This window comes from Brachyspira sp., from assembly GCF_029258575.1.
Lineage (GTDB): Bacteria > Spirochaetota > Brachyspiria > Brachyspirales > Brachyspiraceae > Brachyspira.
Map to the genome: position 1 here is coordinate 13,955 of NZ_JARHYI010000153.1, position 23,839 is coordinate 37,793.

20 protein-coding genes are annotated in these 23,839 nt (G+C 27.9%); 7 read left to right on the plus strand and 13 right to left on the minus strand.

The features are described from left to right. Nucleotides 1-7: 7 nt before the first annotated feature. The gene (locus Q1J76_RS11950; RefSeq protein ID WP_300370731.1) at nt 8-1,783 is read right to left on the minus strand and encodes a GAF domain-containing SpoIIE family protein phosphatase; all 1,776 of its coding nucleotides are present in this window, start codon (nt 1,781-1,783) and stop codon (nt 8-10) included. 152 nt (nt 1,784-1,935) lie between these two features. On the opposite strand from Q1J76_RS11950, the gene Q1J76_RS11955 reads away from it, so the two are divergent. Beyond that, nucleotides 1,936-2,907, plus strand: coding sequence for a tRNA dihydrouridine synthase (locus Q1J76_RS11955; protein WP_300370734.1), 972 nt, complete (start codon nt 1,936-1,938; stop codon nt 2,905-2,907). Between the two features lie 6 nt (nt 2,908-2,913). Here the strand turns inward: Q1J76_RS11955 and Q1J76_RS11960 are convergent, their stop codons facing one another. The 5 genes from Q1J76_RS11960 to Q1J76_RS11980 form a co-directional block, all read right to left on the minus strand. Next, nucleotides 2,914-4,026 carry an ABC transporter ATP-binding protein gene (locus tag Q1J76_RS11960; protein WP_300370737.1) on the minus strand — a complete coding sequence of 371 codons (1,113 nt, stop codon included), beginning with the start codon at nt 4,024-4,026 and terminating at the stop codon, nt 2,914-2,916. A gap of 46 nt (nt 4,027-4,072) precedes the next feature. Further along, nucleotides 4,073-6,097, minus strand: a complete 2,025-nt coding sequence (locus Q1J76_RS11965) for a DUF5107 domain-containing protein (RefSeq protein WP_300370740.1) — start codon at nt 6,095-6,097, stop codon at nt 4,073-4,075. 19 nt (nt 6,098-6,116) lie between these two features. Beyond that, nucleotides 6,117-6,956, minus strand: coding sequence for a carbohydrate ABC transporter permease (locus tag Q1J76_RS11970; protein ID WP_300370743.1), 840 nt, complete (start codon nt 6,954-6,956; stop codon nt 6,117-6,119). A gap of 16 nt (nt 6,957-6,972) precedes the next feature. Then, nucleotides 6,973-7,884, minus strand: coding sequence for a carbohydrate ABC transporter permease (locus tag Q1J76_RS11975; protein WP_300370748.1), 912 nt, complete (start codon nt 7,882-7,884; stop codon nt 6,973-6,975). 318 nt (nt 7,885-8,202) lie between these two features. Next, a complete protein-coding gene (locus Q1J76_RS11980) occupies nt 8,203-9,456 on the minus strand; it encodes an ABC transporter substrate-binding protein (protein ID WP_300370750.1) in 1,254 nt (417 codons plus the stop codon). A gap of 219 nt (nt 9,457-9,675) precedes the next feature. Between Q1J76_RS11980 and Q1J76_RS11985 the strand changes: the two genes are divergently transcribed. Genes Q1J76_RS11985 through Q1J76_RS11995 form a run of 3 tightly spaced genes read left to right on the plus strand, consistent with a single transcriptional unit; the run spans nt 9,676 to nt 12,580 of the window. Then, a complete protein-coding gene (locus Q1J76_RS11985; protein WP_300370753.1) occupies nt 9,676-10,533 on the plus strand; it encodes a sugar phosphate isomerase/epimerase family protein in 858 nt (285 codons plus the stop codon). Between the two features lie 32 nt (nt 10,534-10,565). After that, nucleotides 10,566-11,555: a Gfo/Idh/MocA family protein gene (locus tag Q1J76_RS11990; protein WP_300370756.1), complete on the plus strand. Its 990-nt coding sequence runs from the start codon at nt 10,566-10,568 to the stop codon at nt 11,553-11,555. A gap of 23 nt (nt 11,556-11,578) precedes the next feature. Beyond that, the gene (locus Q1J76_RS11995) at nt 11,579-12,580 is read left to right on the plus strand and encodes a Gfo/Idh/MocA family protein (RefSeq protein WP_300370759.1); all 1,002 of its coding nucleotides are present in this window, start codon (nt 11,579-11,581) and stop codon (nt 12,578-12,580) included. Between the two features lie 63 nt (nt 12,581-12,643). On the opposite strand, the gene Q1J76_RS12000 is transcribed toward Q1J76_RS11995, so the two are convergent. Next, the gene (locus Q1J76_RS12000) at nt 12,644-13,387 is read right to left on the minus strand and encodes a PTS sugar transporter subunit IIB (protein ID WP_300370762.1); all 744 of its coding nucleotides are present in this window, start codon (nt 13,385-13,387) and stop codon (nt 12,644-12,646) included. A gap of 139 nt (nt 13,388-13,526) precedes the next feature. Then, nucleotides 13,527-14,987 (minus strand): N-acetylglucosamine-specific PTS transporter subunit IIBC, encoded by a 1,461-nt coding sequence (gene nagE / locus Q1J76_RS12005; protein WP_300370765.1) that lies wholly within the window; start codon nt 14,985-14,987, stop codon nt 13,527-13,529. A 202-nt stretch (nt 14,988-15,189) separates the two neighbouring features. Here nagE and Q1J76_RS12010 point away from each other — a divergent pair, with 202 nt between their 5' ends. Beyond that, nucleotides 15,190-15,654 carry a PTS sugar transporter subunit IIA gene (locus Q1J76_RS12010; RefSeq protein WP_300370768.1) on the plus strand — a complete coding sequence of 155 codons (465 nt, stop codon included), beginning with the start codon at nt 15,190-15,192 and terminating at the stop codon, nt 15,652-15,654. A gap of 50 nt (nt 15,655-15,704) precedes the next feature. Here the strand turns inward: Q1J76_RS12010 and Q1J76_RS12015 are convergent, their stop codons facing one another. The 4 genes from Q1J76_RS12015 to Q1J76_RS12030 all read right to left on the minus strand — a co-directional run bounded on the left by Q1J76_RS12015 (nt 15,705) and on the right by Q1J76_RS12030 (nt 21,329). Further along, nucleotides 15,705-17,039 (minus strand): sigma-54-dependent transcriptional regulator, encoded by a 1,335-nt coding sequence (locus Q1J76_RS12015; protein WP_300370771.1) that lies wholly within the window; start codon nt 17,037-17,039, stop codon nt 15,705-15,707. Beyond that, the gene (locus tag Q1J76_RS12020) at nt 17,032-18,225 is read right to left on the minus strand and encodes a two-component system sensor histidine kinase NtrB (RefSeq protein WP_367182150.1); all 1,194 of its coding nucleotides are present in this window, start codon (nt 18,223-18,225) and stop codon (nt 17,032-17,034) included. The genes Q1J76_RS12015 and Q1J76_RS12020 overlap by 8 nt, the downstream gene beginning before the upstream one ends. A gap of 348 nt (nt 18,226-18,573) precedes the next feature. Beyond that, nucleotides 18,574-19,938, minus strand: a complete 1,365-nt coding sequence (locus Q1J76_RS12025; RefSeq protein WP_300370777.1) for a TldD/PmbA family protein — start codon at nt 19,936-19,938, stop codon at nt 18,574-18,576. 2 nt (nt 19,939-19,940) lie between these two features. Further along, a complete protein-coding gene (locus Q1J76_RS12030) occupies nt 19,941-21,329 on the minus strand; it encodes a TldD/PmbA family protein (RefSeq protein ID WP_300370780.1) in 1,389 nt (462 codons plus the stop codon). 148 nt (nt 21,330-21,477) lie between these two features. On the opposite strand from Q1J76_RS12030, the gene Q1J76_RS12035 reads away from it, so the two are divergent. Continuing rightward, nucleotides 21,478-21,873: a secondary thiamine-phosphate synthase enzyme YjbQ gene (locus Q1J76_RS12035; protein WP_300370783.1), complete on the plus strand. Its 396-nt coding sequence runs from the start codon at nt 21,478-21,480 to the stop codon at nt 21,871-21,873. 323 nt (nt 21,874-22,196) lie between these two features. Further along, on the plus strand, nt 22,197-23,204 hold the full coding sequence (locus tag Q1J76_RS12040; protein ID WP_300370786.1) for an aldose epimerase family protein: 1,008 nt from the start codon (nt 22,197-22,199) through the stop codon (nt 23,202-23,204). Between the two features lie 46 nt (nt 23,205-23,250). On the opposite strand, the gene Q1J76_RS12045 is transcribed toward Q1J76_RS12040, so the two are convergent. Next, a partial coding sequence (locus Q1J76_RS12045; RefSeq protein WP_300370789.1) for a hypothetical protein occupies nt 23,251-23,839 on the minus strand: 589 nt, incomplete at its 5' end.

The window sequence follows — 23,839 nt, forward strand, 5'->3', positions numbered from 1 at the left end:
AAAGTAACTAATTTAATAATCTAGCAACTAAAAGAGTAATATCATCGAATTGAGGAGTTTTACCTCTGAATGAAATAGTTTCATTAACTATATCGTCTACAAGCTCTTTAGAATCATCATAATCATTTTTTAGAATAGCTTTAAGCCTTTCTTCTCCGTACTCTTCTTCAGATTGATTAAATGTTTCTGTTATTCCATCTGTAAATAGTATAATAGTATCATAACTTGAATAAGGAATTAATTTATTTTGATAAGTTGCATTTTCAATGAAACCTAAAGGCTTTCCATGTGTATGCATTTCATGTATAGAATCCAAAGCACTAATAGTATATTTTTTAATTAAAAACTGTGGTAAATGTCCTGCATTAGAATATGTTATAGTTTGATTTTCAGTATCTATAACTATAAGGAAACAAGTAACAAACATACCATTATTAGAATCTTTATATATATGTTTATTAACTGATTCCAATATTTTAGCAGGATCATCCATTTCAGAAAAATAAACTCTTAATATAGAACGAGTCATAGTCATAAAGAAACCAGCACCCAAACCTTTACCTGATACATCTGCTATAACAAGAGCATATTTGCTATTAGAAATTTTTATATAATCATAAAAATCTCCACCTACATTTTTACTAGGTATACTTATTGCAGCAATATCAAATAATCCATTACTTGGGAACTCTTTAGGAAGTACACTCTTTTGAAGCTGCTCTGTAAAATTAATCTCTTCGGTTAAAGACTCTTTTATTTTTGACTCTTCTGATAATAATATATGCATATAATTTTCACCGATTTGCTGAGCAAGCATTTCTAAAAGGGATAAATTACTTAAATTAAATGCCTTATCAATATTGCGTTCAGTGGCTGATAAGAAACCTATAATCTTATCCTTTCCAACTATAGGAGCAACCATAAAACTATTTCTAGTATATCTAAGATTTTTATTAGGTCTAAATCTTGAATCTTTATCTACATTAAATGAATAAACAGGCTTTCCAGTGCGAAGTACCTCAGCAAGAACATTATCATCAACCGTAACAACACCATATTTAAGAACATTTTCATCGATGCCAATACCAGCCTTAAATTTAAAAACTCCATTCTCTTTTAATATTACGGATACCCTATGTACTTCAAATGCCTCGCATACTATACTTATATTATCATTAAGTATCTCATCTATGGTATCGCATTTATTTATAGATATTGACATCTGATATAAAGCACCAACCTCATAAGCTCTTGACTGTGCCCTATCATATACCATTTTATTAACTAAAGCTAAAGATACGATATTAGCAAATAATGACATTACAACCGTATCTTTTTCTATGAATTTCCCATTCTTTTTATTAATTAAAAATAAAGAACCTATATTTCTTTTCCTCACTTTTAGCGGTACAAATAATATATTTTTTAATTCATCTCCTAGAATTTCTTTCATAGGTATGAATGCTGAGTATTCCTGAGGATCATTAGAATATAGAGAACATGATGTAGTATATGCTCTTACTGCTAAAGGCTTTTCACTGTCTATAATATGACCGAAAAATTTACTTCCAAGAGGTCCTATAGACATTTCATAATGAAGATTATACAATTCCTGATCTACCAAATATAAAAGTATAGAATCTGTATACATTATAGTTTTTATTTCAGATATAATGGTAATCAAAGTTTCATCATAATCATTACTGGCATTCATTCTTTTAATAATATCCGAAAATACTTCTAATTGCTTTTCAGGATCATCAACTATATCATATATATCCACAAATTACCTCTATTATAATTAGCATACACTATTTTATTATATCATAGTGTATTTTATAGTCAATATTTATTTAATGTTTTTATACACTTGAAGTTTTTTAATTAATTGTTTATAGTATATAAAAATTTTAACTCAATCAATTTAAGGAAAATATGAATAGAAATATAATAATAGAAAATGTAAATATACCATCAAGATTCTTTTTGGCCCCTATGGCAGGATATACAGATTATGTATTTAGAAGACTTTCAAGGAGATTTGGAGCTGGACTTCTTATCACTGAACTTGTAAGTGCCGCTGCATTGGCAAGACAAGTGAAAAAAACTTATAGATATATGGAACATAAAGAAAATGAAGATCCTATATCTCTTCAATTATTTGGTGCAAATGAAGATGATTATAAAAGGGCTATAGAAATAACTGATTTAAGCGGTTTTTCTTTTATAGATATTAATATGGGATGTCCTACAAAAAAAGTAGTAAAAAATAATGGAGGAGCTGGACTTTTAGAGGATACTGATAAAATGATTTCAATACTTAAAGCTGTAAAAAGTGTATCTCCTTTACCTGTAAGCGTAAAAATAAGACTCGGGCTAAAAAGAGGAGAAGGCGGAGAAATAGAAAGAGCCTTGGCATTAAAAGAAAATGGGGCATGCTATCTTACATTGCATGGAAGATATGCAAGCGATTTATACAGAGGAACTGCTGATTGGGAGGCAATAGCAAAAATAAAAGAGGTACTTGGAGAAGATTATATTTTAATAGGAAATGGAGATATAAAATCAAAGGAAGATGCTGTAAAGGCATTTAATATTTCTAAAGTTGATGGAATAATGGTTGGAAGAGCCGCTATAGGCAATCCATGGATATTTAGAGAACTTAATACTATATTTGATGATAATGATAAATATAATAATGATATTTCAGAAAATGATAATTTGAAAAACATTATAGAGGAACATATAAATGGATGCTGTGAACTGTATGGAGAAATAAGTGGTATACATTTTATGCGTAAATTTATTATGAAATATCTAACTGGATATAGAATGGAAAATAAAATAGAACTCATGAAATGCGAAAGTAAAGAAAAATTATTTGAAATATTATATAAGATAATATAAAAATAATTATTCAAATAAAATATTTTTTTCTGTGTCCTTATCGAATATATGAATACTATTTAAATCAAAATCTATAAATACTTTATCATCTATTTTATAATCATTACTTGTATTTATTTTTATTGTGATTTGAAAATCATTTAAATTCATGTATAAATAACTCTCAGAACCTATGACTTCAATAACATCAATAATAGCCTGCATCAAATTAGGAGAATTGCTCTCTGATTTATCTTTATGAAGTATAATATTTTCAGGTCTTATTCCCAAAACAACTTCTTTTCCATCATAAGAATCCTCAACTTTTGAAGTTCTGTCATTATTCAATTCTATTTCATATTTATCAAAAGCAGCATACCATTTTCCGCTTTTCTTTGAAAGTTTTGCATTTATAAAATTCATTTGAGGAGCACCTATAAATCCAGCAACAAATAAATTTTTAGGGCTGTTATAAAGAGCTTTAGCATCATCAACCTGCATAATATCTCCGTCTTTCATAACAACAATTCTACTACCCATAGTCATAGCTTCTACTTGGTCATGCGTAACATATACAAAAGTTGTTTGAAGTTGTTTATGAAGTTTAATCAATTCTGTACGCATCTGTACTATCAATTTAGCATCAAGATTTGATAAAGGCTCATCCAATAAAAATACGGAAGGATTTCTAACCATAGCTCTTCCTAATGCCACCCTTTGACGCTGTCCGCCTGATAATGCTTTAGGCTTTCTATCTAATAAATGTGCTATATCAAGAACTTGAGCAGCCCATTCAACTCTTTTCTTAATCTCATCTTTCGGAGTTTTTCTAATCTCAAGCCCAAAAGCCATGTTCTTAAAAACAGACATATGAGGATATAAAGCATAATTCTGAAATACCATAGCTATATCTCTATCTTTTGGAGCTACATCATTAACTAATCTATCTCCTATATACAATTTACCGTCTGTGATATCTTCAAGCCCTGCTATCATACGGAGTGTTGTAGATTTACCACACCCAGATGGTCCTACAAGAATTACAAACTCTTTATCTGCTATATCAAGACTAAAATCTTTAACAACCTCAACATTATTATCATATACTTTTCTTATATGCTCAAATTTAATACTAGACATAATACCATTCCTTATCTTTTATTTATTAAAATTATAAATGATTATTTTAAATCTTTACCATTCTAAAATCTAAATTTTCGGGTGCCTCTGCTTCAATTCTAATTTGTTTAATAAGTTCATCATTAAATTCGATACCCTCTTTTTCTGATTTTAATTTGGCAATATATTCAAAATAAACATCTAATATATAATTTTCTCCTTCACGTATGGTTATCTGCTCCATATTAAAAATTTCTTCAAGCTTATCATACTGCTTTAAAAACAAATAGGAACGGGCAGCATATAAAGCTATTTTTTCGCAATAACCACGTTTTTCATATATTTCTACTACTTTATCATATTTTTTCAATAAGTCAAACAAATAAAAATATTCTACTAAAAAAGCTTCATCTATTTTTAATATATCAAATATCTCAACTGCTTTACTCATATAATATAAAGCTTTTTCATAATCTTTTTTATCTTTATAATATACAGATATATTTCTATAGGCTATAGCAGTAGGTTTAATATCCAAAGATTTAAGCCATGATTCTAATGCTTTATCCTCCATAAAACTTTCATAATAAATAATACCCAAATGAACAAATACAGCAGCATTTTTATCATCACAAGATTCTAATAAATTTTTAAAATCCAACATATAAGAAATAGGAAGTTCATCAGATTCCATCTCATCTAAATAACCTTTATCTAAGAAATCCTTCCAAATCATAGAATCTTCTTTCATTGAGTCTTTAGGAAATATCATAGACTTAAAAGATTTATTTAAATTATATTTTTCTCTCCTAATATCCTCTAATGCTCCCCATCCTTTTCCATAAGATAATATACTGCTTATTTGCAAATCTGATTCTTCTGAGAATTTATTCATTAAATTATTCAAATGATTCTCATCAATATTTCTATTAACTTCTGCTTCAACTTTTTCTCTAGCTTTAGAATAATCCTCTGCAAATATATCATCATAATTATCTTTTAAATAATCAAAACTAAATGCCTGAATAAACTCTATACAGCTATTGGCATCCATATCAAAACCATTTACCTGAGTAGGCATTATACCAGCCTGAACTTCTATATATTCTCCTTCATTTCCTTTTGATAAAAAACTTTCCCACTTTCTTCCGCCTCTTAAATTTCCCCAGCAGAACATCTTTCTGTATCTCAATTTATTAGTAGATCTTTCAAAAAACATAAATCCATCATTATAAACGGCAGCTTCCCAAGGACTTACAGTTTCTTTTTTAGTTTGAAAGAAATACTCGCTTGAATACTCAAAATTTAGAGGATAGCTTCCATCTTCTACAAAAGGAGTTTTAGGAAGTTTAGAGGCTCCAAATTTCTTAATAGAATTTTCTGTAGAACCCACACTATTAGGATATATATAAACAATATCATCTGTTGCTGAAAATACTCTAATATTTTTTTCTTCTCTCACTGCTATATTAGTCCACCAATACATAGGTTTTTTATAATTTTCATCATTAATTATTTTTACATAAACATATAAATTTTTATCTCCATCAATAAGTCTAAAATCCATTTGATAATATATTCTTTTAGTTCTTTCAAACTCATAAACTCTAAGAAACTCTTTATTATCATTATCTTTAACTACAGAGAAAAACAAAGGTTCGCAAGTTTGTAAAGAATGTCCGAACTGAGAAACATTCCATTCTATACCGCCTGAAAACCAAGCATTTCTAGAAGCTAAATTAGCAACTTGGAAAACGGGATTTTTAAATAAAATATCTTTTCCTGTTTCTTTATCAACCAAAGAATATAATCGTCCGCCGTATTCAGGTAAAAATACAGCTTTAACTTTATCATTCTCTATAACAACGGTATTTAATTTTATATTAGTCTTATTTCTATCATATCTATCTTGCATCTTATAAGGTAATAGTCTAAGCCCTATTTCATAACCTATATTTTCCATACTTTCTTCATTCAAAGTTCCATCACTTTTAATCTGTTTATCTTTCTGTCTGTCCCTAAATATAGGAAGCGGATTTTCGCCTTTCAATAAACTTCCTTCAATATCCAAATGAGAAACATATATTTTCATATAATATATCCTTAATTAATTAACCTTTTATAGCTCCGCCTGTAACATTAGCAATAATTTTTTCTGAAAGTATTACATACAATATAAATGTAGGTAAAAATACTATAACAACTGCAGCAAACATACCAGCCCAATCCCCTGTATATCTCATTGATTGTATCATAGAAAATAAACCAACGGCAAGAGGTCTCATATTACTATTATTTGCAAATATTAATGCCATAAAATACTCATTCCAAACAGTAATAAAATTAAAAATAGTTACTGTAATAATTCCCGGCTGAGCTAAAGGAAGCATTATTACCCAAAATGTTTTCATAGGTCCGCATCCATCTATAGCAGCAGCTTCTTCAAATGTAAAAGATAAACTCTTGAAAAAAGTTATAAGGAAAAACACAGTAAAAGGTATATTGATCCCTATATATAAAAATATCAATACTAATCTTGAATTTGTCATCTTAAGAGATGTTACTATACCAAATAAAGGCATAATTATCATAATAGCAGGTATTCCCAAAGCAATTACAAATATTTTCTGTACAGCACCATTCAATTTAAATGGAAATCTTGCTAATACATAAGCTGCAGGTGCAGATATAATTATTATGCCAAAACAAGAAATTATAGTATAAATAAGAGAATTCAAAAAATATTTAGCTACATTATGAGTAACTAAAGCTTTTATATAATTCTCAGGATGTAATCCGTCTTTAAATAAAGTATTCTGAAATATATTTGGAGTTGTAGAAAAAGATGCTAATATTATCCAGCCTATAACCAAAAATGTAAAAGTACACCAAAGAGATACTAAAGCATATCCTGGAAGCAAAGCAATTTGTTTATATTTCGTTTTATTCATAAAAAACTCCGCTCAATTAAAACTCTAATTTTTTATCTTTGAATATTATATTAGTAACAATAAAAGAAAGTACGATTATCAAAGTAAGTACAACACCTACTGCAGCTCCGTTACCAACATTCCTATCTAAAACAACCTGATTTGCACCAAATACTTCCTGATACATATAAACCATTGGAGTAACAGTTCCAGGCTCAGGAATTAAAGGTGAGAATAATTGAGACCATACAAAAAATCCTACAGCATTTATAGTCCATAAAACCACATTAGTTCTCATAATATCTGAGAGAAGAGGCAATGTTATTTGGAAAAATTGCTGAAATACATTAGCACCGTCTATAGTAGCAGCTTCATAAAAATCGGTTGGTATTCTTTCTATACCTGCCATAAATATAAGCATGAAATAACCTACCATACCGAAAGAATATGCTATTACCAAAGCAATAAATATATTATCAGGAGAAGTCCATTGCATATTTGCTAACTTATCAATAGACAAAAAACTAAATACACTTTTTAATAGACCATATTTAGAATTATATACATAGTGAATCCACATAGTAGCCATAGCAACAGCAGATACCACATTAGGCAAATATATAACAGATCTATAAAATGACTTAAACTTTACTCCTGAAGTAAGAATTACAGCAAAAAGTAAAGCAAAGAAAAATATAATTATACCGCCTATTAACCATATAAAAAATACATTCTTTAAAGACTGCATAAATAACTGACTATTAAGCAAATTAATATAATTTCCTAAACCAATAAATCCCCATTCAGACATTCTAGATGAAATAGAATCCATCTTAAAAAAACTCATTATAATTGTTTTTATTGTAGGATAAAAGAATATTAATGTATACATCAAAACTGCTGGAGATAGAAATAATATTATCATTAGTAATCTAGTTTTCTTAAGCATATTTAACTCCCAATTAAATAAAATTAGCATATACATTATAACTTCATATGAATATTAAAATATACTCAATATTGCTTCAAAAAATTTTTAAGATTTTTCACAAAAATAAATATTATTACTTTCACTGTGATATAGTATAGTGAATATTTTATACATTGTCAAGTTAACAAATTTGTAACATATAAAAATTTAATACTGTAAAATATATTATATCAAAAATACTATAGATTAGTTTTTATTTAATTTAAAACATATAAAAATCTCCTAAAATGAATATTCATTTCAGGAGATTTCTTTTATTATAAAATTTGTTTTATATTATTTTTTTACTTCATCAACAAACTGCTCAGCTGTATATTGACCTGACAAAACTTTAGTAAATGCTGCTACTATAACAGGAGTTTTATCAGTATTATACTGCACGCCTCCAGCCCAAGGATAACAAGCACCTAATTGTGAGAATACCACCTTAGCATCTTCTAATTGTTTAGGCCAATCTGTTGTATTAGCCATAGGAACACCATAAGTTTTTTCTGCTAATTGTTTATCCCATTCTCCTGTAGTTAAATGTACTATCAATTTAAATACTTCTTCAGGATATTTTGTATTTTTATTAACTTGGAATGATTGTCCGCCGTAATTTAAATCATAAAGTCCTGATACTCCGTTTGGTACTGTAGGATAAGGGAATTGTCCCCAAGGGAAATCAGGTCCTGTTGTAGGCATAATTTCATTTACAAGCCAAGTACCATTCAAATACATTGTTACTTCACCATTAGCTACTTCCTGCTGACCTTGAGGGTATTTATTTCCTGCTACATTTGGAGAAACATAACCTAATTTATACATCTCTTCCCAGTCTTTAGCAGCCTGTAATACTGCAGGATCATCCCAATTTTTTCCTTCTATTACTAATTGTTTTACCCAATCAGAACCTTTATATTTAGCTAATTGAAATCCGTAAATAACATCAACATAAGCATCATCTACAGTTATAGGAGTAAATCCTGCTGCTTTTAATTTAGCACATGCATCTTTAAACTCTGCCCAAGTTTCAGGAACTTTTGTAATACCAGCTTTAGCAAAATGATCTTTATTATACATAATTAAGAATGTAAAAGGCTGATAAGGTATAGCATAAATTTTTCCATCTTCTGAATATGTTTTAGCTAATTCTAAAAGAGAAGAAATAACAGTTTCCTGATATGGTTTTCCATCTGTTGTATCATAACTCTTTGCAACATAATCATCTAAAGGCATTGCATACTTACCCCAAGTTCTTATAGTTCTTTCTAAATCTTCATCCCATATATCTATTATTTGATTATTGTCAAGTGCAGGCTGTAAAGTCTTTCTTATCTCTCTTCCGCTCCAATTCACTGTAACTTTTACATCAGGATATTTTTTCATATAATCCTCGATAGCTGCCTTGATAACCTGACCTTGAGGCTCTACCTCATTCCACATTGACCAATATACTATTGTTTTTTTATTAGTATCATCTGTTTTACCACAAGAAAATAATACAAATACAAAAAACACACTCAAACCTAAAAAAATTAACTTTTTCATCTTTAGTCTCCTTAAAATATAAAAAGAATAAAACACTGCATATTTTATTAGTATAGTTACTATTGTTACATTGTCAAGTTTATTAATAATTTTTTTATATTCATATTTCATATTTATCATTGACATTCATCAAATAAAGTATAAACTATAATATATATGTATAATTAATTATTATATTAGTTACATATAAATGAATAAAAAATTATATGGGGGCTTTATATGCTAAAAAAAGGAATTAATCTTTGGGCTTTTCCTGCAGGAACTTCTTATAAAGATATGTTCACAATAGCAAAAGATGCAGGATTTGAAGGAATCGAGTTAAGTCTTACAGAAGAAGGTCCTTTAGGATTAAAAAGTTCTGAAAAAGATATATTGGAAGTAAAAAAAATGGCTGATGATATGGGACTTCAAATCAAAAGTTTTGCTTCTGATTTAGCTTGGGGTAATCCTATCACATCATCTGATGAAAAAATTAGAGATGATGCTGTTTCTTATATAAAAAGACAGCTTGAAGTAGCTTCCATACTCAATGCTGACACTATTCTTTTGGTTCCAGGATATGTTGGTGTTGATTTCATACCAAACAGCGAAGTTATTTATTATGAAGATGCTTATAAAAGAGCTAAAGAATGTATTTCAAAAGTTGTAGATACTGCTGAAAAATTTAAAGTTGCTATAGGTATAGAAAATGTTTGGAATAAATTTTTAATTTCTGCTATGGAAATGCGTAACTTTATAGATGAATTTAATAGTGATTATGTAGGTTCATACTTTGACGTAGGTAATGTTATTTATATGGGATATCCTGAACAATGGATAAAAGTTCTTGGTAAAAGAATTAAAAAAGTTCACTTCAAAGATTATAGAAGAGAAGTTGGTACTCTATCAGGATTTGTAGATTTACTTGCAGGAGATGTTAATTATCCTGCTGTAGTAGAGGCTCTTAAAGAAATCGGATATGATGACTTCTGTACTGGAGAAATGATTCCTGCTTATAAGTATTATACATATCAAATTATATATAATACTTCAGCTTCTATGGATATTATACTTGGAAGAAAGAAATTTCCTTGTTAATTTTATTTAAATGAGTAAGTAGGAGAAATTTTATGATAGCTATAATAGGCGGTGGTTTCATAAGCACTATACATGCTTCATGCTATAAAAATTTAGGTGTAAAAATAGAAGCCATTGCAGATATAAGTGAGGAAGTAAGGAATAATTTCTCATCTAAATTTAATTGCAAGGCTTATGAATCTGCTGAAAAAATGCTTGAGGAAACAGCTGATAAAATAGAAATAGTGGATATATGTGCTCCGACATTTTTGCATAAAGAAATGATTGAGTTAGCTTTAAAATATAATAAACATGTTATATGCGAAAAACCGCTCTCTATTAATTTAAACATGTATGATGAAATAATATCTAAATTTCAAAATTCTGATAAATATTTGATGACAGCTCAAGTAATAAGATTTTGGCCTGAATATGTAAAAATTAAAGAATGGATAGATACTGGAGTTTTAGGAAATATAAAACTAGTATCTGCCAAAAGACTTGCACAGCATCCTAAAAGTAAATGGTTTTATGATCCTTCTAAAAGTGGAGGCGGTATATTTGAACTTCATATACATGATATAGATTTTCTTTGCTATTTATTCGGTGATGTTAAAGAAGTATACGCTAACGGTTCTCAAGATGAGAATAAATCTTGGGATTTTGTAAATAGTTCTATAAAATTCAAAAATGGTGTAAGTGCTGTATCTCAAGGTGCTTTTGGAATCACTGAGAATTATCCTTTTACTGCTAATTTCAAAGTTATAGGCGATAAAGGTACTGCAGAATTTAATCTTTCTGCGGGTGTTAACCTTGATAGCGGAGGTACAAACAGTTTAACTCTTTATAGAAACGGCTATCAACCTATAATAGAAAATGTTGGAAATAGAGATCCTTATGAAATAGAGTTAGAATATTTTATTAATTGTGTGAAAAATAAAATTTATCCTGAAATTGTTAATTTAAATTCTATTAGAAAATCAATAGAAACAACGATAAATTTAATTAAATCTTTAGAAACTGAAAATGTTATAAAATACTAATAATCGATTTTAAGGAGTAAAAAATGGTTAAAGTTGCAATAGTAGGTGGCGGTTTCATGGGTACAACTCATGCTAAAGGTTATAAAAATATAGGAGTAGAAATTGTTGCCATTGCAGATATAGATAAAAAAGCAAAAGAAGACTTTATGAAAACATATAATTGTAAAGGATTCGATACAGCTCAAAGCATGATGGAAGAAATACATTCAGAAATAGATTATTTAGATGTATGTATTCCAACATATCAGCATGAAGAAATGGTCTTACTCGCTACTAAATACAATAAACATGTATTAAGTGAAAAACCTTTTGCTTTAACTTTGGAAGCTATAGATAATATGCTCGAAGCTACACAAAAAGCAAATAGTATATTTATGATAGGACAAGTGCTTCATTTCTGGCCTGAATATGCTAAAATAAAAAAATGGATTGATCAAGGAATATTCGGAGAAATAAAATTAGCTACTGCAGTAAGACTTGGACAGCATCCTGTAAGCGAATGGTATGGAGATATTAATAAAAGCGGAGGCGGTATATACGATCTTCATGTTCACGATATAGATTTCCTTTGCTATTTATTTGGAGATGTAGAGGAAGTATATGCCACAGGTAAAAAGGCAAGAAAAGATGCTTGGAATTTTGTAGATAGTACATTGAGATTTAAAAATGGAGTTAATGCAACTGCTCAGGCAGCTTTTGGTATTACTGATAATTATCCTTTCTCTATGAATTTAAGAATAGTAGGTGAAAAAGCGACAGCCGAATTTTCATTCTCTGCAGGATTTAATTTGGAAGATATTGCATCAGCTAAGAATTCACTAATTTTATATAGAAACGGAGAGAAACCATATCAGGAACCTCCAAGCACTAGAGATCCGTATGAAATAGAAATTGAATATTTTGCTAATTGTGTTAAAGAAGGAAAACAACCCGAAATAGTAAAACCTAAAGAAGTAAGAAAATCTATTCAAGCTATTTTAGCTTTAATCAAATCATTAGAAACAGGACAGGTTATTAAAATTTAATATTTTAATTCCATTATAAAATTAAGGGAGAATATAAATCCTCCCTTAATTATTAATCAAACATTATATAGCAAACTTTCTAAACTCATCTGCAAGTGCTTTAGCTTCCATACCAACTACTATATGAACTTCATTATCACTTATTTTTTGCACAGCTGGATAATACTTTTTTATCTCTTCTGCATTTATTTTATTAATATCTTTCACTTCCAATCTTAATCTAGTGGCACAATTATTAATTTTTAATATATTTTCTATTCCTCCTAACAAAGGTAAAAGTAATGAACTTTTAAAACTTTGACTATCCATTAATTCTTTAAATGAATTTGCAAGTTTATTAGCCTCAGTACCTACAACTATATGAATTTCATTATCACTTATTTTTTGCACAGCTGGATAATATTTCTTTATCTCTTCTATATTTACTTTATTAATATCTTTTATTTCCAATCTCAATCTAGTAGCACAATTATTAATTTTTAATATATTTTCTTTATCTCCTAAAAGAGGAAGTATAACAAAAGCTTTATTACTATTGCTATCATATACAGATATAATCTTTTTTAAAGATTCAGCAAGAAGTTTAGCATTAGTACCTACAATTATATGAATTTCATTATCACTTATTTTTTGCACAGCTGGATAATACTTTTTTATCTCTTCTGCATTAACTTTATCAGCATCTTTAACTTCTAATCTCAATCTAGTAGCACAATTATTTACTTTTAATATATTATCTCTATCTCCAAGCAAATTTAATGGAACTATAAATTTCACATCTTCTTTATTAGATGAATTAATACTCATTTTTTACCTCATACAATATTATTAATTTATTAATAATATTAACACAATCTTAATTTTATTTCTATATTCATTTTTATATAAAAAAGGCTTACAATATATAAAAAATTGCAAGCCTTAATATTTTATTTAATTTAATGAATTACTTTTTAGCTATTTTTTTAAATTCATCAGCTAAGAACTGTACTTTAGGTCCTACAATTACTTGTACAGAAGTTTTACCAGGTTTTAATACACCAGGGAACATCTTTTTAATTTCATCAGACTTTACAACAGTATTATCTTTTACTTCCAATCTAAGTCTAGTAGCACAGTTATCAATATCAATTATATTTTCTAAACCACCAAGCAAAGGAAGAAGAAGTAATGCTTTTTCAGCATAAGAGGCATCTGAGGAAGAAGTAACAGTAACTTCTACTTCATCATCATCTTCTCTTCCAGGAGTTTTTAAATTGAATTTCTTTATAGCAAAATTGAATATAACAAAGTAAAGTACAAAGAAAACTACACCTTGTAAAATAAGCATATACCATTTAACAGCTAATGGGTTTCTACTAGAAAGAATCAAGTCTATTAAACCAGCAGAGAAACCAAAACCAGCTATCCATTTCATACTAGAAGCAATAATCAAAGATATAGCAGTAAATAAAGCATGTATAAGATATAATATAGGAGCAACAAACATAAATGAGAATTCTATAGGCTCAGTAACACCTGTAAAGAAACTTGCAAAACCAGCAGCAAGCATTATAGATCTAATTTTATTTCTGTTTTCAGGCTTAGCATTTCTTATGAAAGCAAAACATGCTCCTAAAAGTCCGAACATCATTATAGGGAAGAATCCAGCTTGATACATACCTGTTTGCCCTATAATAGCTTTTCCTGCATCTATAGAAGCCTGACCGCCTAAGAAATTAGGTATATCATTAATTCCTGCAACATCAAACCAGAACACTGAGTTAAGAGCATGGTGTAAACCTAAAGGAATTAAAAGTCTATTAAAGAATCCATATATTCCAGCACCTAAAGATCCAAGACCAATTATACCTTCACCAAATGCTACCAAACCTCCGTAAATTGCGGGCCAAATTACCATCAAAATAAATGATACTACCATCATAACTACAGAAGTTACTATTGGTACGAATCTTCTTCCGCTAAAGAATGCCAAAAATTCAGGTAATTTTACTTCATAGAATTTATTATATAAACCGCCAGCTATGATACCACAAAGTATACCTATAAACTGATTATTTATTTTAGCAAAACCAGCAGGTACTTGATCTGCAGGTTTACTTAAAATCATACCAACTGTAGCAGGAGCTAAAAGAGTTGTTACAACAAGGAAAGCAACTAAACCAGCGAGTGCAGCAGAACCGTTTCTATCTTTAGACATACCAAAAGCAACACCGACAGCAAATAATATAGGCATGTTATCTATAATAGATCCTCCAGCCTTAATAAAGAAAGCAGCTGCAGGATTTCCACCTCCCCAACCATTTGGGTCTATCCAATAACCAATACCTAAAAGAATAGCTGCTGCAGGTAATACAGCTACAGGAACCATCAGCGACTTACCTATTTTTTGTAGATAATTAAACATATATCCTCCATAAAAATTACAAAATTAATTTTTTCTTCATATATTAGTATAATACTTATTTTCTATATTATCAAGTATAATACTATTTTTTAATATTATTATAATTTATATACTGAAATATCATATATTTTTAATATAATTATTTACTTTAAAAACATTTATGATAGAATATATATATAAATAAATTTGCGGAGGAATTCGTATGGGATTATTCTCTAAAAAAATTGAAATAAAAAGTCCTATTAAAGGCAAATTAGTAGATATTACTGATGTTAAAGATGAAGCTTTTTCAAGTAAGGCACTTGGAGATGGAATGGCTATAATACCTGAAGAAGGAAAGATTTATTCACCTGTTGATGGAGAAGTTATTACAACAGTTGATACTAATCATGCTATAGGACTATCCTCTAAAGGAGTCGAAATATTAATACATATAGGAATGGATACTGTTAAATTAGGAGGCAGATATTTTAAATCATATGTAAATGAAGGAGATAAAGTAAAGACTGGAACTTTACTAATAGAGTTTGATAAAGAAGAAGTTGAAAAAGAATATGATATTACTTCGCCTATTATAATACCTAATTTTTCCGAATTGAAATCTTTAAATAAAACAGAGCATAGAAATGTTTCTACAAATGATGTTATAATGACTATTGTTAAATAAGATCTGCTAATTTTAATAGGAGCTAAAAAGCTCCTATTATTTTTTATTCTTTATATATCCTCTTTCAATTTTCTATATAATGTTGCTCTTTCTATTCCCAATATTTTTGCAACTTGTGCTTTATTAAAATTATTATGACTAAGTAAATAATTAATATACATTCTTTCAAGCTCCTCTAATGTAACATTATTATCTACAACGAAATTTTCATTATTATTTTTTAAAGCCCAATCTGGTATATTATTCTCATCTATTTTACCATCTTTACACATAACTACCATAGTTTCAATAGTATTTCTTAACTCTCTTACATTTCCTTCCCATTGTAATGAAGATAATATTTTATAAACCTTTTTATCAACAGCTTTTATTTCTATAGAATGAACATTTGAAAATTCTTTTATAAAATTATCTATCAAAAGCGGGATATCCTCTCTTCTATCTCTAAGTGGAGGCATTTCTATTTTTATAACATTAAGCCTATAATATAAATCCTCTCTAAACTTACCTTCTTTTATTTCTTCAGATAATATTTTATTGGTGGCAGCAATTACCCTTATATCAACATCAATAGGACTATTAGAACCAACTCTCTCTATGACTCTCTCTTCAAGCACCCTTAAAAGTTTAACCTGAACAGTTTGATTAATCTCACCTATTTCATCTAAAAAAATAGTACCCTTATTTGCCGCTTCAAATCTTCCTATCTTCTTATCTATAGCACCAGTAAAAGAACCTTTTTCATGCCCAAATAATTCACTTTCCAAAACTCCTTCAGAAAGTGCCGCACAATTCACAGTTATATAAGGCTGATTTGATCTGTCAGATATTTGATGAATAGCATTTGCAACTAACTCCTTACCTGTTCCACTTTCACCTTCTATAAGTACAGTAGCTTTAGTTCTTGCAACCTGTTTTATAGCATCATAAACTTTTAACATTTTAGGACTATGACCTATCATGCCATAGAAACTTTCATGATAATCAACTCGTTTTTCTAAAGTTTCATTAGTCTTTTTTATATTTTTACTCTCCAATGCTCTTGCTATTATAAGAAGCATTTTATCGAGATTGAAAGGCTTTGTCATAAAATCATAAGCTCCAAGCCTCATCATATCAACAGCCGTTTCTACATTACCATGCCCTGTAAGTACTATTACAGGTATATGCTTATCAAATTCCAAAATATCTTTCAAAAACTCTTCCCCTGTTTTTTCAGGCATTTTTAAATCTGTTATAACCAAATCTATTCCGCCTTTATAAACGATTTCTATTCCTTTCTCTCCGTTATCTGCAGTTACAACTTCATAACCCTCAAATTCTAAAGATTTCTTGATACCATCTCTTATATTTTTTTCATCATCTATTACTAATATTTTAGGCATAATCTAATAAATCCGTTTGTAAAAATTTTTGATTCTCTTGATGCAAAGGAAGTTTTATTATAAATTCGCTTCCCTTACCGTACTCACTTTCTATAGTTATATTACCATTATGAGCTTCTATTATGCGAACTACATTTGTAAGTCCCAAACCTGTACCATGTCTTTTTGTAGTAAAATAAGGCTCGAATATTTTACTTAATGTTTCTTCTTTCATTCCAATACCAGTATCCTTTATAATCAAAACAGCATAATTATCAATAGTTTTTAATTTTATATAAATTTCTTTTTTCTTATCATCAGAATTTTCACTCATAGCATCAATGGCATTCTGTATTATATTAATCAAAGACTGCTTTATATATTTTTCATCTAATTTTAAAATTAAATTATCTTTATCAAATTTTATATCTATACTAATATTATTCTTTTCTATCTCGTATTTTAAAAATGAAACAGTTGATAAAATAATTTCATTTATATTAACATCTTCAATATTAAGCTCCAACTTTCGCACAGAAAATAAAAATGAATTGATAGTATCTTCAAGTCTACTTATTTCCTCTTTTATGATATCAGAGTACTCCTTAAAATCTTTATAGCATTGACAGTCATTATCCATATTCTTTTTTATTATCTTTTCTATAAGCTGTACATATATAGAAATAGAACCAAGCGGATTTTTTATTTCATGGGCTACTCCTGCCGCTAAAGTTGTAAGAGAGGCTAATTGTTCTGCTCTTTTAAGTTTCTGTGCACTTTCATAAGTTTTGGTTATATCAAATGCTTTTATAAGAGTACCTATTATTCTTCCACTATCTCCTATTGGAAGTATATTTATTTGAAGTATTCTATCATTTTCATCATCTTTTAATAATTTGGTATCCGATATTTTATCTTTTATAAGTTCTAGTATAGATTTTCCTATATTATTTCCAAGCATATATTTACTAAGAGATTTTCCCTCAGAATTTCTTGGTATAGAAAACAAAAAACATGCTTTTTTATTTATACCTTGTATTAGTCCTTTATCATCTATGGCTATTATACCCTCTTCAAGATTTTCTATAATAATATTTTGAGAATAAAAAAGATTAGATAATCTTTTGAATACTTTCTTTTTTTCACTGTCAGAAACTTTATCGAAATTCTGCAAAATTTTATCAAAAAATTGATTAGTCCTATTCATCTAATAAAGTATAATAAAAATAAAAAAAACTTCAATAACAAAACTAAATTATTATACAAATAGAAATTTTATTTATATCTTTATTAACTTATAAATAAAATAATATTATTTATTTTAATTGTATACTTAATTAAAAATAAAGATTAAATCGCATAATTATTGATAAAAAAATAATTTCTGCAATGAAAATAAATTTATTTGTTTTTTATTTTTTATATAAATTTAAACTTTATAATTTACTTTATTTAATATATTAACAAAAATATTCAATGTATTAATGCCTATATTATAAAAAACAGATAAAAATATAAAAATACTTTTATCTGTTTTAATTATTTTATATAGAAATTACGAAGCAAATGAAAGTTCTTTAATCAAAGCACTAGGAGTATATATAGATGAATGATGATAATCTGTATCATTGGCAAGCATTTCTATATTATTTAAAAAATCTAGTATATTACCAGAAACGATAAAAGGACTTGTAGTATAAGCCAATTTACCATTTTCTATTTTTACACCTTCAGCTTGCAAAGAAAAATCTCCGCTTATGGCATTCACTCCTGCATGAGTTCCTGTTAAAGAATTTACTAATACACCATTTTGAATTTGAGAAATTAATTCTTCTTGTGTATTATTTCCATCTTCCAAAATAAAATTATGACATGATATACCTATAGGGGATTTAAAACCTCTTGAAGCATGAGAGGTTGTTTTTCTATTTTCTTTTCTTGCTGTATAATTATTGTATAAATAGCTATTCAAAACTCCGTTAGTTATAATATTCAAATCTTTAGTTTTAGAACCCTCTCCATCAAAATTTGTATTAGCTAACCCCTTATCATACATAGGAATATCTTTAATATTTATTATTCCACTTGCTATTTGTTCATTCAATTTACCCTGAAAAAGAGATAATTTTTTCTGCACCGCTTCAGAAGAAAATAATCCCAAATAAGCCCCAATCATAGTTCTCATAGCCTTGCTTGTAAATACTGTTTTATACTTACCACTTTCTATAGGCTTTGCCGATAATTTACTTACAACATTATTAACTATATTTTTAGTAAAAATATCAGCATCAAAAAAGCTATCTCTTGAAGAATAAACATCAAAAAAAGTTTTAATAGCATTACTGTCTTTAGCTATCACTTCACCATAATATGATATACTGTTTTTTTTCTCTTCTTTGCATATACCATTACTATTTATTATACATTTAGTAAAATTATATCTTGCAAGTCCAGCAGAAGGTACATTAACTATTCTGCTATCAAGAGAATATAATTTGTCTTCTATAGATAATGATATTTCTTTAAGTTTATCATTAGGAATATTAACTATATCTTTATTTATCATATCATAGCTTTTTTCATCTTCATCTTTTTCTATTAATGTATTATATTCAATTTCAGACACTGCATAATTGAGTGAATTTTTAGCATTTTCCACAAGATTATTAATAGAATAATTGGAATCAATTCTCTCTGTAAAACTTATACCAACTTTTCCATCTTTAATCAATCTTAATCCAATACCGCCTGATTCAGCATAAGTATATTTATCTAAATCTTTTTCTCTGACAGTAAACTCCTCTTCTCCACTTACCGACATATAAATTTCTATATTATCAATATCCTTTGACTTATTTTTTATATCATTATATATTTCTTTTATTCTATCCATATTAATAAAGCTATTTGACTCAGACATTATTATCTGCCTCCCACAGTAAGTTCTTTAACTCTAATAGCAGGCTGACCAACGGTAGTAGGAACAGATCCTGAAATACTTCCGCACATACCATCAGCCAATTCTAAATTTGATGAAACTGCTTCAATATTCATAAGTGTTTCATCGCCTCTTCCTATAAGTGTAGCACCTCTAACAGGCTCGGTAATTTTTCCATTCTCTATTAAATACCCTTCAGAAACTGCAAAATTATAATCAGTTGTAGCAGGGTCTACAGATCCTCCACCCATCTTTTTAGCATAAAGCCCATACTCTATACCTGAAATTAAATCATCAAAACTAGAATTTCCTTTATCTATAAATGTATTTCTCATTCTAGAAGTAGGAGCATATTTATAACTTTCTCTTCTAGCACTTCCTGTAACTTTCTGATTCATTTTCATAGAACCAAGCTCATCAACCAAATAATTTTTCAAAATACCATTTTCTATTAATACAGTTCTTTGTGCCTCATTTCCCTCATCATCAATATTGTAGCTTCCCCAAGCATTTTTTATTGTACCGTCATCAACAGCAGTAACGACATCTGAAGCAATTTTCTCTCCTAATTTACCACAAAATACACTTGCATTATCAGCAACAGATGTAGCCTCCAAAGCATGTCCGCATGCCTCATGAAATATTACTCCGCCAAATGCATTATCTATTACAACAGGATATTTTCCAGATTGAGGATATTTTGAATTAAGCATTTTTATAGCAGAATTAGCAGTTTCTATAGCCATATTCTCTAAATTAATATCCTTTATCACCTGAAATCCGTCTAATGCCCCTCTTGTTCTGCTTGATGTCTGTGTATTAGTGCCATCGCTTGCCATAGACATCATAACAAGTCTTATATATGTTTGAGAATCCTCTTTCAATATTCCATTGCTTGCACATACTAAAATATTTCTCTGTTTCTCCATATATCTTGCATTAACTTGTTTGATTTTATCTGATACTCCTCTTGCAGTTTTATCCAAATATGAAAGAACATCTATCTTTTCATCAAAATTAATATCAAAAGGATTTATATGCAATGGATGATTATTATTCTCCTTCGACTGAATAAAATCTTTAACTATATACTTTTGATCATTTATAATTGAAGCTGCACTTCTAGCTAAGTTAATCAGGCTTTCATTACTTGTATCATTTGAATATAGATATATTGTCTTTTTATTAACTATAACTCTTAAACCAACTCCATAATTATTACCAAGATTCATATCATCTACTTTAGAATCTAAATAACTTATTGAATTTATCTTAGTATCTTCAAAAAATATATCAGCATATTCTCCTCCATTTTTCAAAGCTTCTTCTATAAGAGAATGTAAAAAATTTTTATCGAAATTGAAATACTTCATTTATACCTCTTAAATTTATTTATATCTTTATAAATATATCATAAAAATAAAAATTATTCTATACATTATAACATATAAATAAATAATATTGAAAAATATCTGAAATAAAGTATTATGAAAATATATAAAATGAAAAAAAGGAAATTTAATGCATACTATAAATGTGAAAACTAAAACTAGATTTGATATAGTTGATATAACAAAAGAAGTACAAAAATGTATAGATGAAGAAAAAGTAAATAGTGGTATTGCTGTAATATTTGTACCTCATACAACTGCTGCTATAGGTATTAATGAGAATGCCGATCCTGATGTTGTTTTTGATATGAAAAATGCTTTTAATAAATTAGTACCTCAATATGATAATTATGAACATGGAGAAGGAAATTCTCAAGCCCATGTTTTATCATCTTTAGTATCTCCAAGTTTAACTGTAATAATAGAAAATTCAAAAATAGTATTAGGTACTTGGCAGAATATATATTTCTTTGAATTTGACGGTGCTAGAAACAGAAAAGTATATATACAGGTTCTTTCTAAATAATTTAGAGAGAGAATATAAAAATTCCCTCTCTTAACAATGTGGTAAACTATTATGCTAAAATATATGGGAATTAATCATTCTTTATGTCTTGTTTATTTGTAAAAAATTTTCTTTTTATTAAATTAGCAATTGAACCAATTAGCTCTATTATTATTCACATATTAACTCCTTTAAATGAATCTTATAGTATATAGTATATAAAAAAAATCCTTATTGTCAATATACCCTATACATGTATAATATATATAAAATAATAAAAAAAATTATATAAAAATATAAAAATAATGTATAATAAATATATAAATTATTATAAGGATATTAATATGTTCAAATCAACAAAAGAGGATTTTGGAAAAAATTCTTATATATATACATTGGAAAATGATAAAGGACTAAAAATAAAATTGGCAGAAGTAGGTGCTAGTATAACAGGAATATTTTTTAAAGATAAAAATGGAAAAGAAATAGAAACAGCATTCGGTTCTGATGATATAGAATTTTATACTGATAAAGCAAAAAACGGACATATGGGGGCTACAGTTGGAAGAGTGGCTGGAAGAACTATAAATGCTAAATTTAAAATAGATGATAAAGAATATAATATAACACCAAATAAAAATACAGATCATACCCATGGAGGAATAAAGGGACTTTCCTATGTAATGTACAATTCTATTCAGAAAAAAGAAAATGAAGTTGTATTCTCTTATGTTTCAAAAGATGGAGAAGAGGGATATCCTGGTAATCTTAACTTAATAGTAAAATACGAAATTACAGATAATAATGAAATAATAATAGATTATATTGCAACAACAGATAAACCTACTCCTTTAAATATAATGAATCATTCATATTTTAATTTGAATGGAGGTGGTAAAATAAATGATCATGAAATATTTATAGATGCTAAATACTATTTGGCTGATGATGAAAATGCAATAACATCAGGTGAAATATTAAGTACAAAAAATACACCCTATGATTTTACTGCATTAAAAGAAGTAGATGAAATAATAAAGGCTAAAGACGGATGCGATAACTGTTTTATCTTTGACGATAATGATATAAATAAAAATAGAGTAAAAATATTATCAAGAAAAACTAATATATGTTTGGAAGTATTTACTACAAAACCATCTGTACTTTTTTATACAGCTAATCACTTTAATAATTTTAAAGTGAGAAATCAAACATTAAATAAACATGAAGCTTTTTGCTTGGAAACACAATATTTATCATGCTCTTTAAATTTCAATCATTTCCCAAGTATCATACTTTATCCAGATAGAGAATATAATCATAGAACAATATATAAATTTAGTTTGATATAATAAATAAAGGGTTTTATTTAATCAATATAAATAAAGCCCTAAAATATTATTTATTCTTTTGAGAAATAAAATACATTCCAAATTGGAAACCTATATCAAATGATGCTAAAGAATCCTGATTAATAGTAAAATCTTTTAATATTCCATTCTTATTTATATTGATAGGAAAATCATAATTAGCATATACTCCAAAAGAAAGCATAAATTTTCTTCTAGTCTTTATTAAAAAATCTATAGAAGCTTTAACATAAGGTATATAAAAAGTTTCAAATGAATCCTTTATATCTCCAAAATCTAATAAATATTTATTGCTATCATATCCCTTTCCTTCTTTACTATATCTTAAAGAAAAAGGCAATTTAACTCCGCCACCTACACCAATAGATAGAAATCCTATATTAATTCTAGGAAACAAACCCAAAGATAAACTACTAAATTCATAATTTTCTAAAACTCTATTACCTTTTATATTATATTTTATTTCATGCTTATCTTTATTGTATCCTATATCTAGTAAAAAAGTAGTTGATAATAAATCATCATATCCCCAAAATACACCAGGCTGAATAGAAAAAGAAATGTCAAAATCTCTAAAATCAGTTGTAAATATTTTACTCCTATCTGTAGTACTACTG

Coding starts and splice junctions, on each gene's coding strand:
- nagE (WP_300370765.1), bottom strand. CDS start 14,987: ATGTTTAATTATCTACAAAAAATAGGTAAGTCGCTGATGGTTCCTGTA.
- Q1J76_RS11995 (WP_300370759.1), top strand. CDS start 11,579: ATGGTTAAAGTTGCAATAGTAGGTGGCGGTTTCATGGGTACAACTCAT.
- Q1J76_RS11985 (WP_300370753.1), top strand. CDS start 9,676: ATGCTAAAAAAAGGAATTAATCTTTGGGCTTTTCCTGCAGGAACTTCT.
- Q1J76_RS11970 (WP_300370743.1), bottom strand. CDS start 6,956: ATGAATAAAACGAAATATAAACAAATTGCTTTGCTTCCAGGATATGCT.
- Q1J76_RS11990 (WP_300370756.1), top strand. CDS start 10,566: ATGATAGCTATAATAGGCGGTGGTTTCATAAGCACTATACATGCTTCA.
- Q1J76_RS12040 (WP_300370786.1), top strand. CDS start 22,197: ATGTTCAAATCAACAAAAGAGGATTTTGGAAAAAATTCTTATATATAT.
- Q1J76_RS12000 (WP_300370762.1), bottom strand. CDS start 13,387: ATGAGTATTAATTCATCTAATAAAGAAGATGTGAAATTTATAGTTCCA.
- Q1J76_RS11975 (WP_300370748.1), bottom strand. CDS start 7,884: ATGCTTAAGAAAACTAGATTACTAATGATAATATTATTTCTATCTCCA.
- Q1J76_RS11980 (WP_300370750.1), bottom strand. CDS start 9,456: ATGAAAAAGTTAATTTTTTTAGGTTTGAGTGTGTTTTTTGTATTTGTA.
- Q1J76_RS12035 (WP_300370783.1), top strand. CDS start 21,478: ATGCATACTATAAATGTGAAAACTAAAACTAGATTTGATATAGTTGAT.
- Q1J76_RS12025 (WP_300370777.1), bottom strand. CDS start 19,938: ATGTCTGAGTCAAATAGCTTTATTAATATGGATAGAATAAAAGAAATA.
- Q1J76_RS12020 (WP_367182150.1), bottom strand. CDS start 18,225: ATGAATAGGACTAATCAATTTTTTGATAAAATTTTGCAGAATTTCGAT.
- Q1J76_RS11960 (WP_300370737.1), bottom strand. CDS start 4,026: ATGTCTAGTATTAAATTTGAGCATATAAGAAAAGTATATGATAATAAT.
- Q1J76_RS11955 (WP_300370734.1), top strand. CDS start 1,936: ATGAATAGAAATATAATAATAGAAAATGTAAATATACCATCAAGATTC.
- Q1J76_RS12015 (WP_300370771.1), bottom strand. CDS start 17,039: ATGCCTAAAATATTAGTAATAGATGATGAAAAAAATATAAGAGATGGT.
- Q1J76_RS12030 (WP_300370780.1), bottom strand. CDS start 21,329: ATGAAGTATTTCAATTTCGATAAAAATTTTTTACATTCTCTTATAGAA.
- Q1J76_RS11965 (WP_300370740.1), bottom strand. CDS start 6,097: ATGAAAATATATGTTTCTCATTTGGATATTGAAGGAAGTTTATTGAAA.
- Q1J76_RS12010 (WP_300370768.1), top strand. CDS start 15,190: ATGGGATTATTCTCTAAAAAAATTGAAATAAAAAGTCCTATTAAAGGC.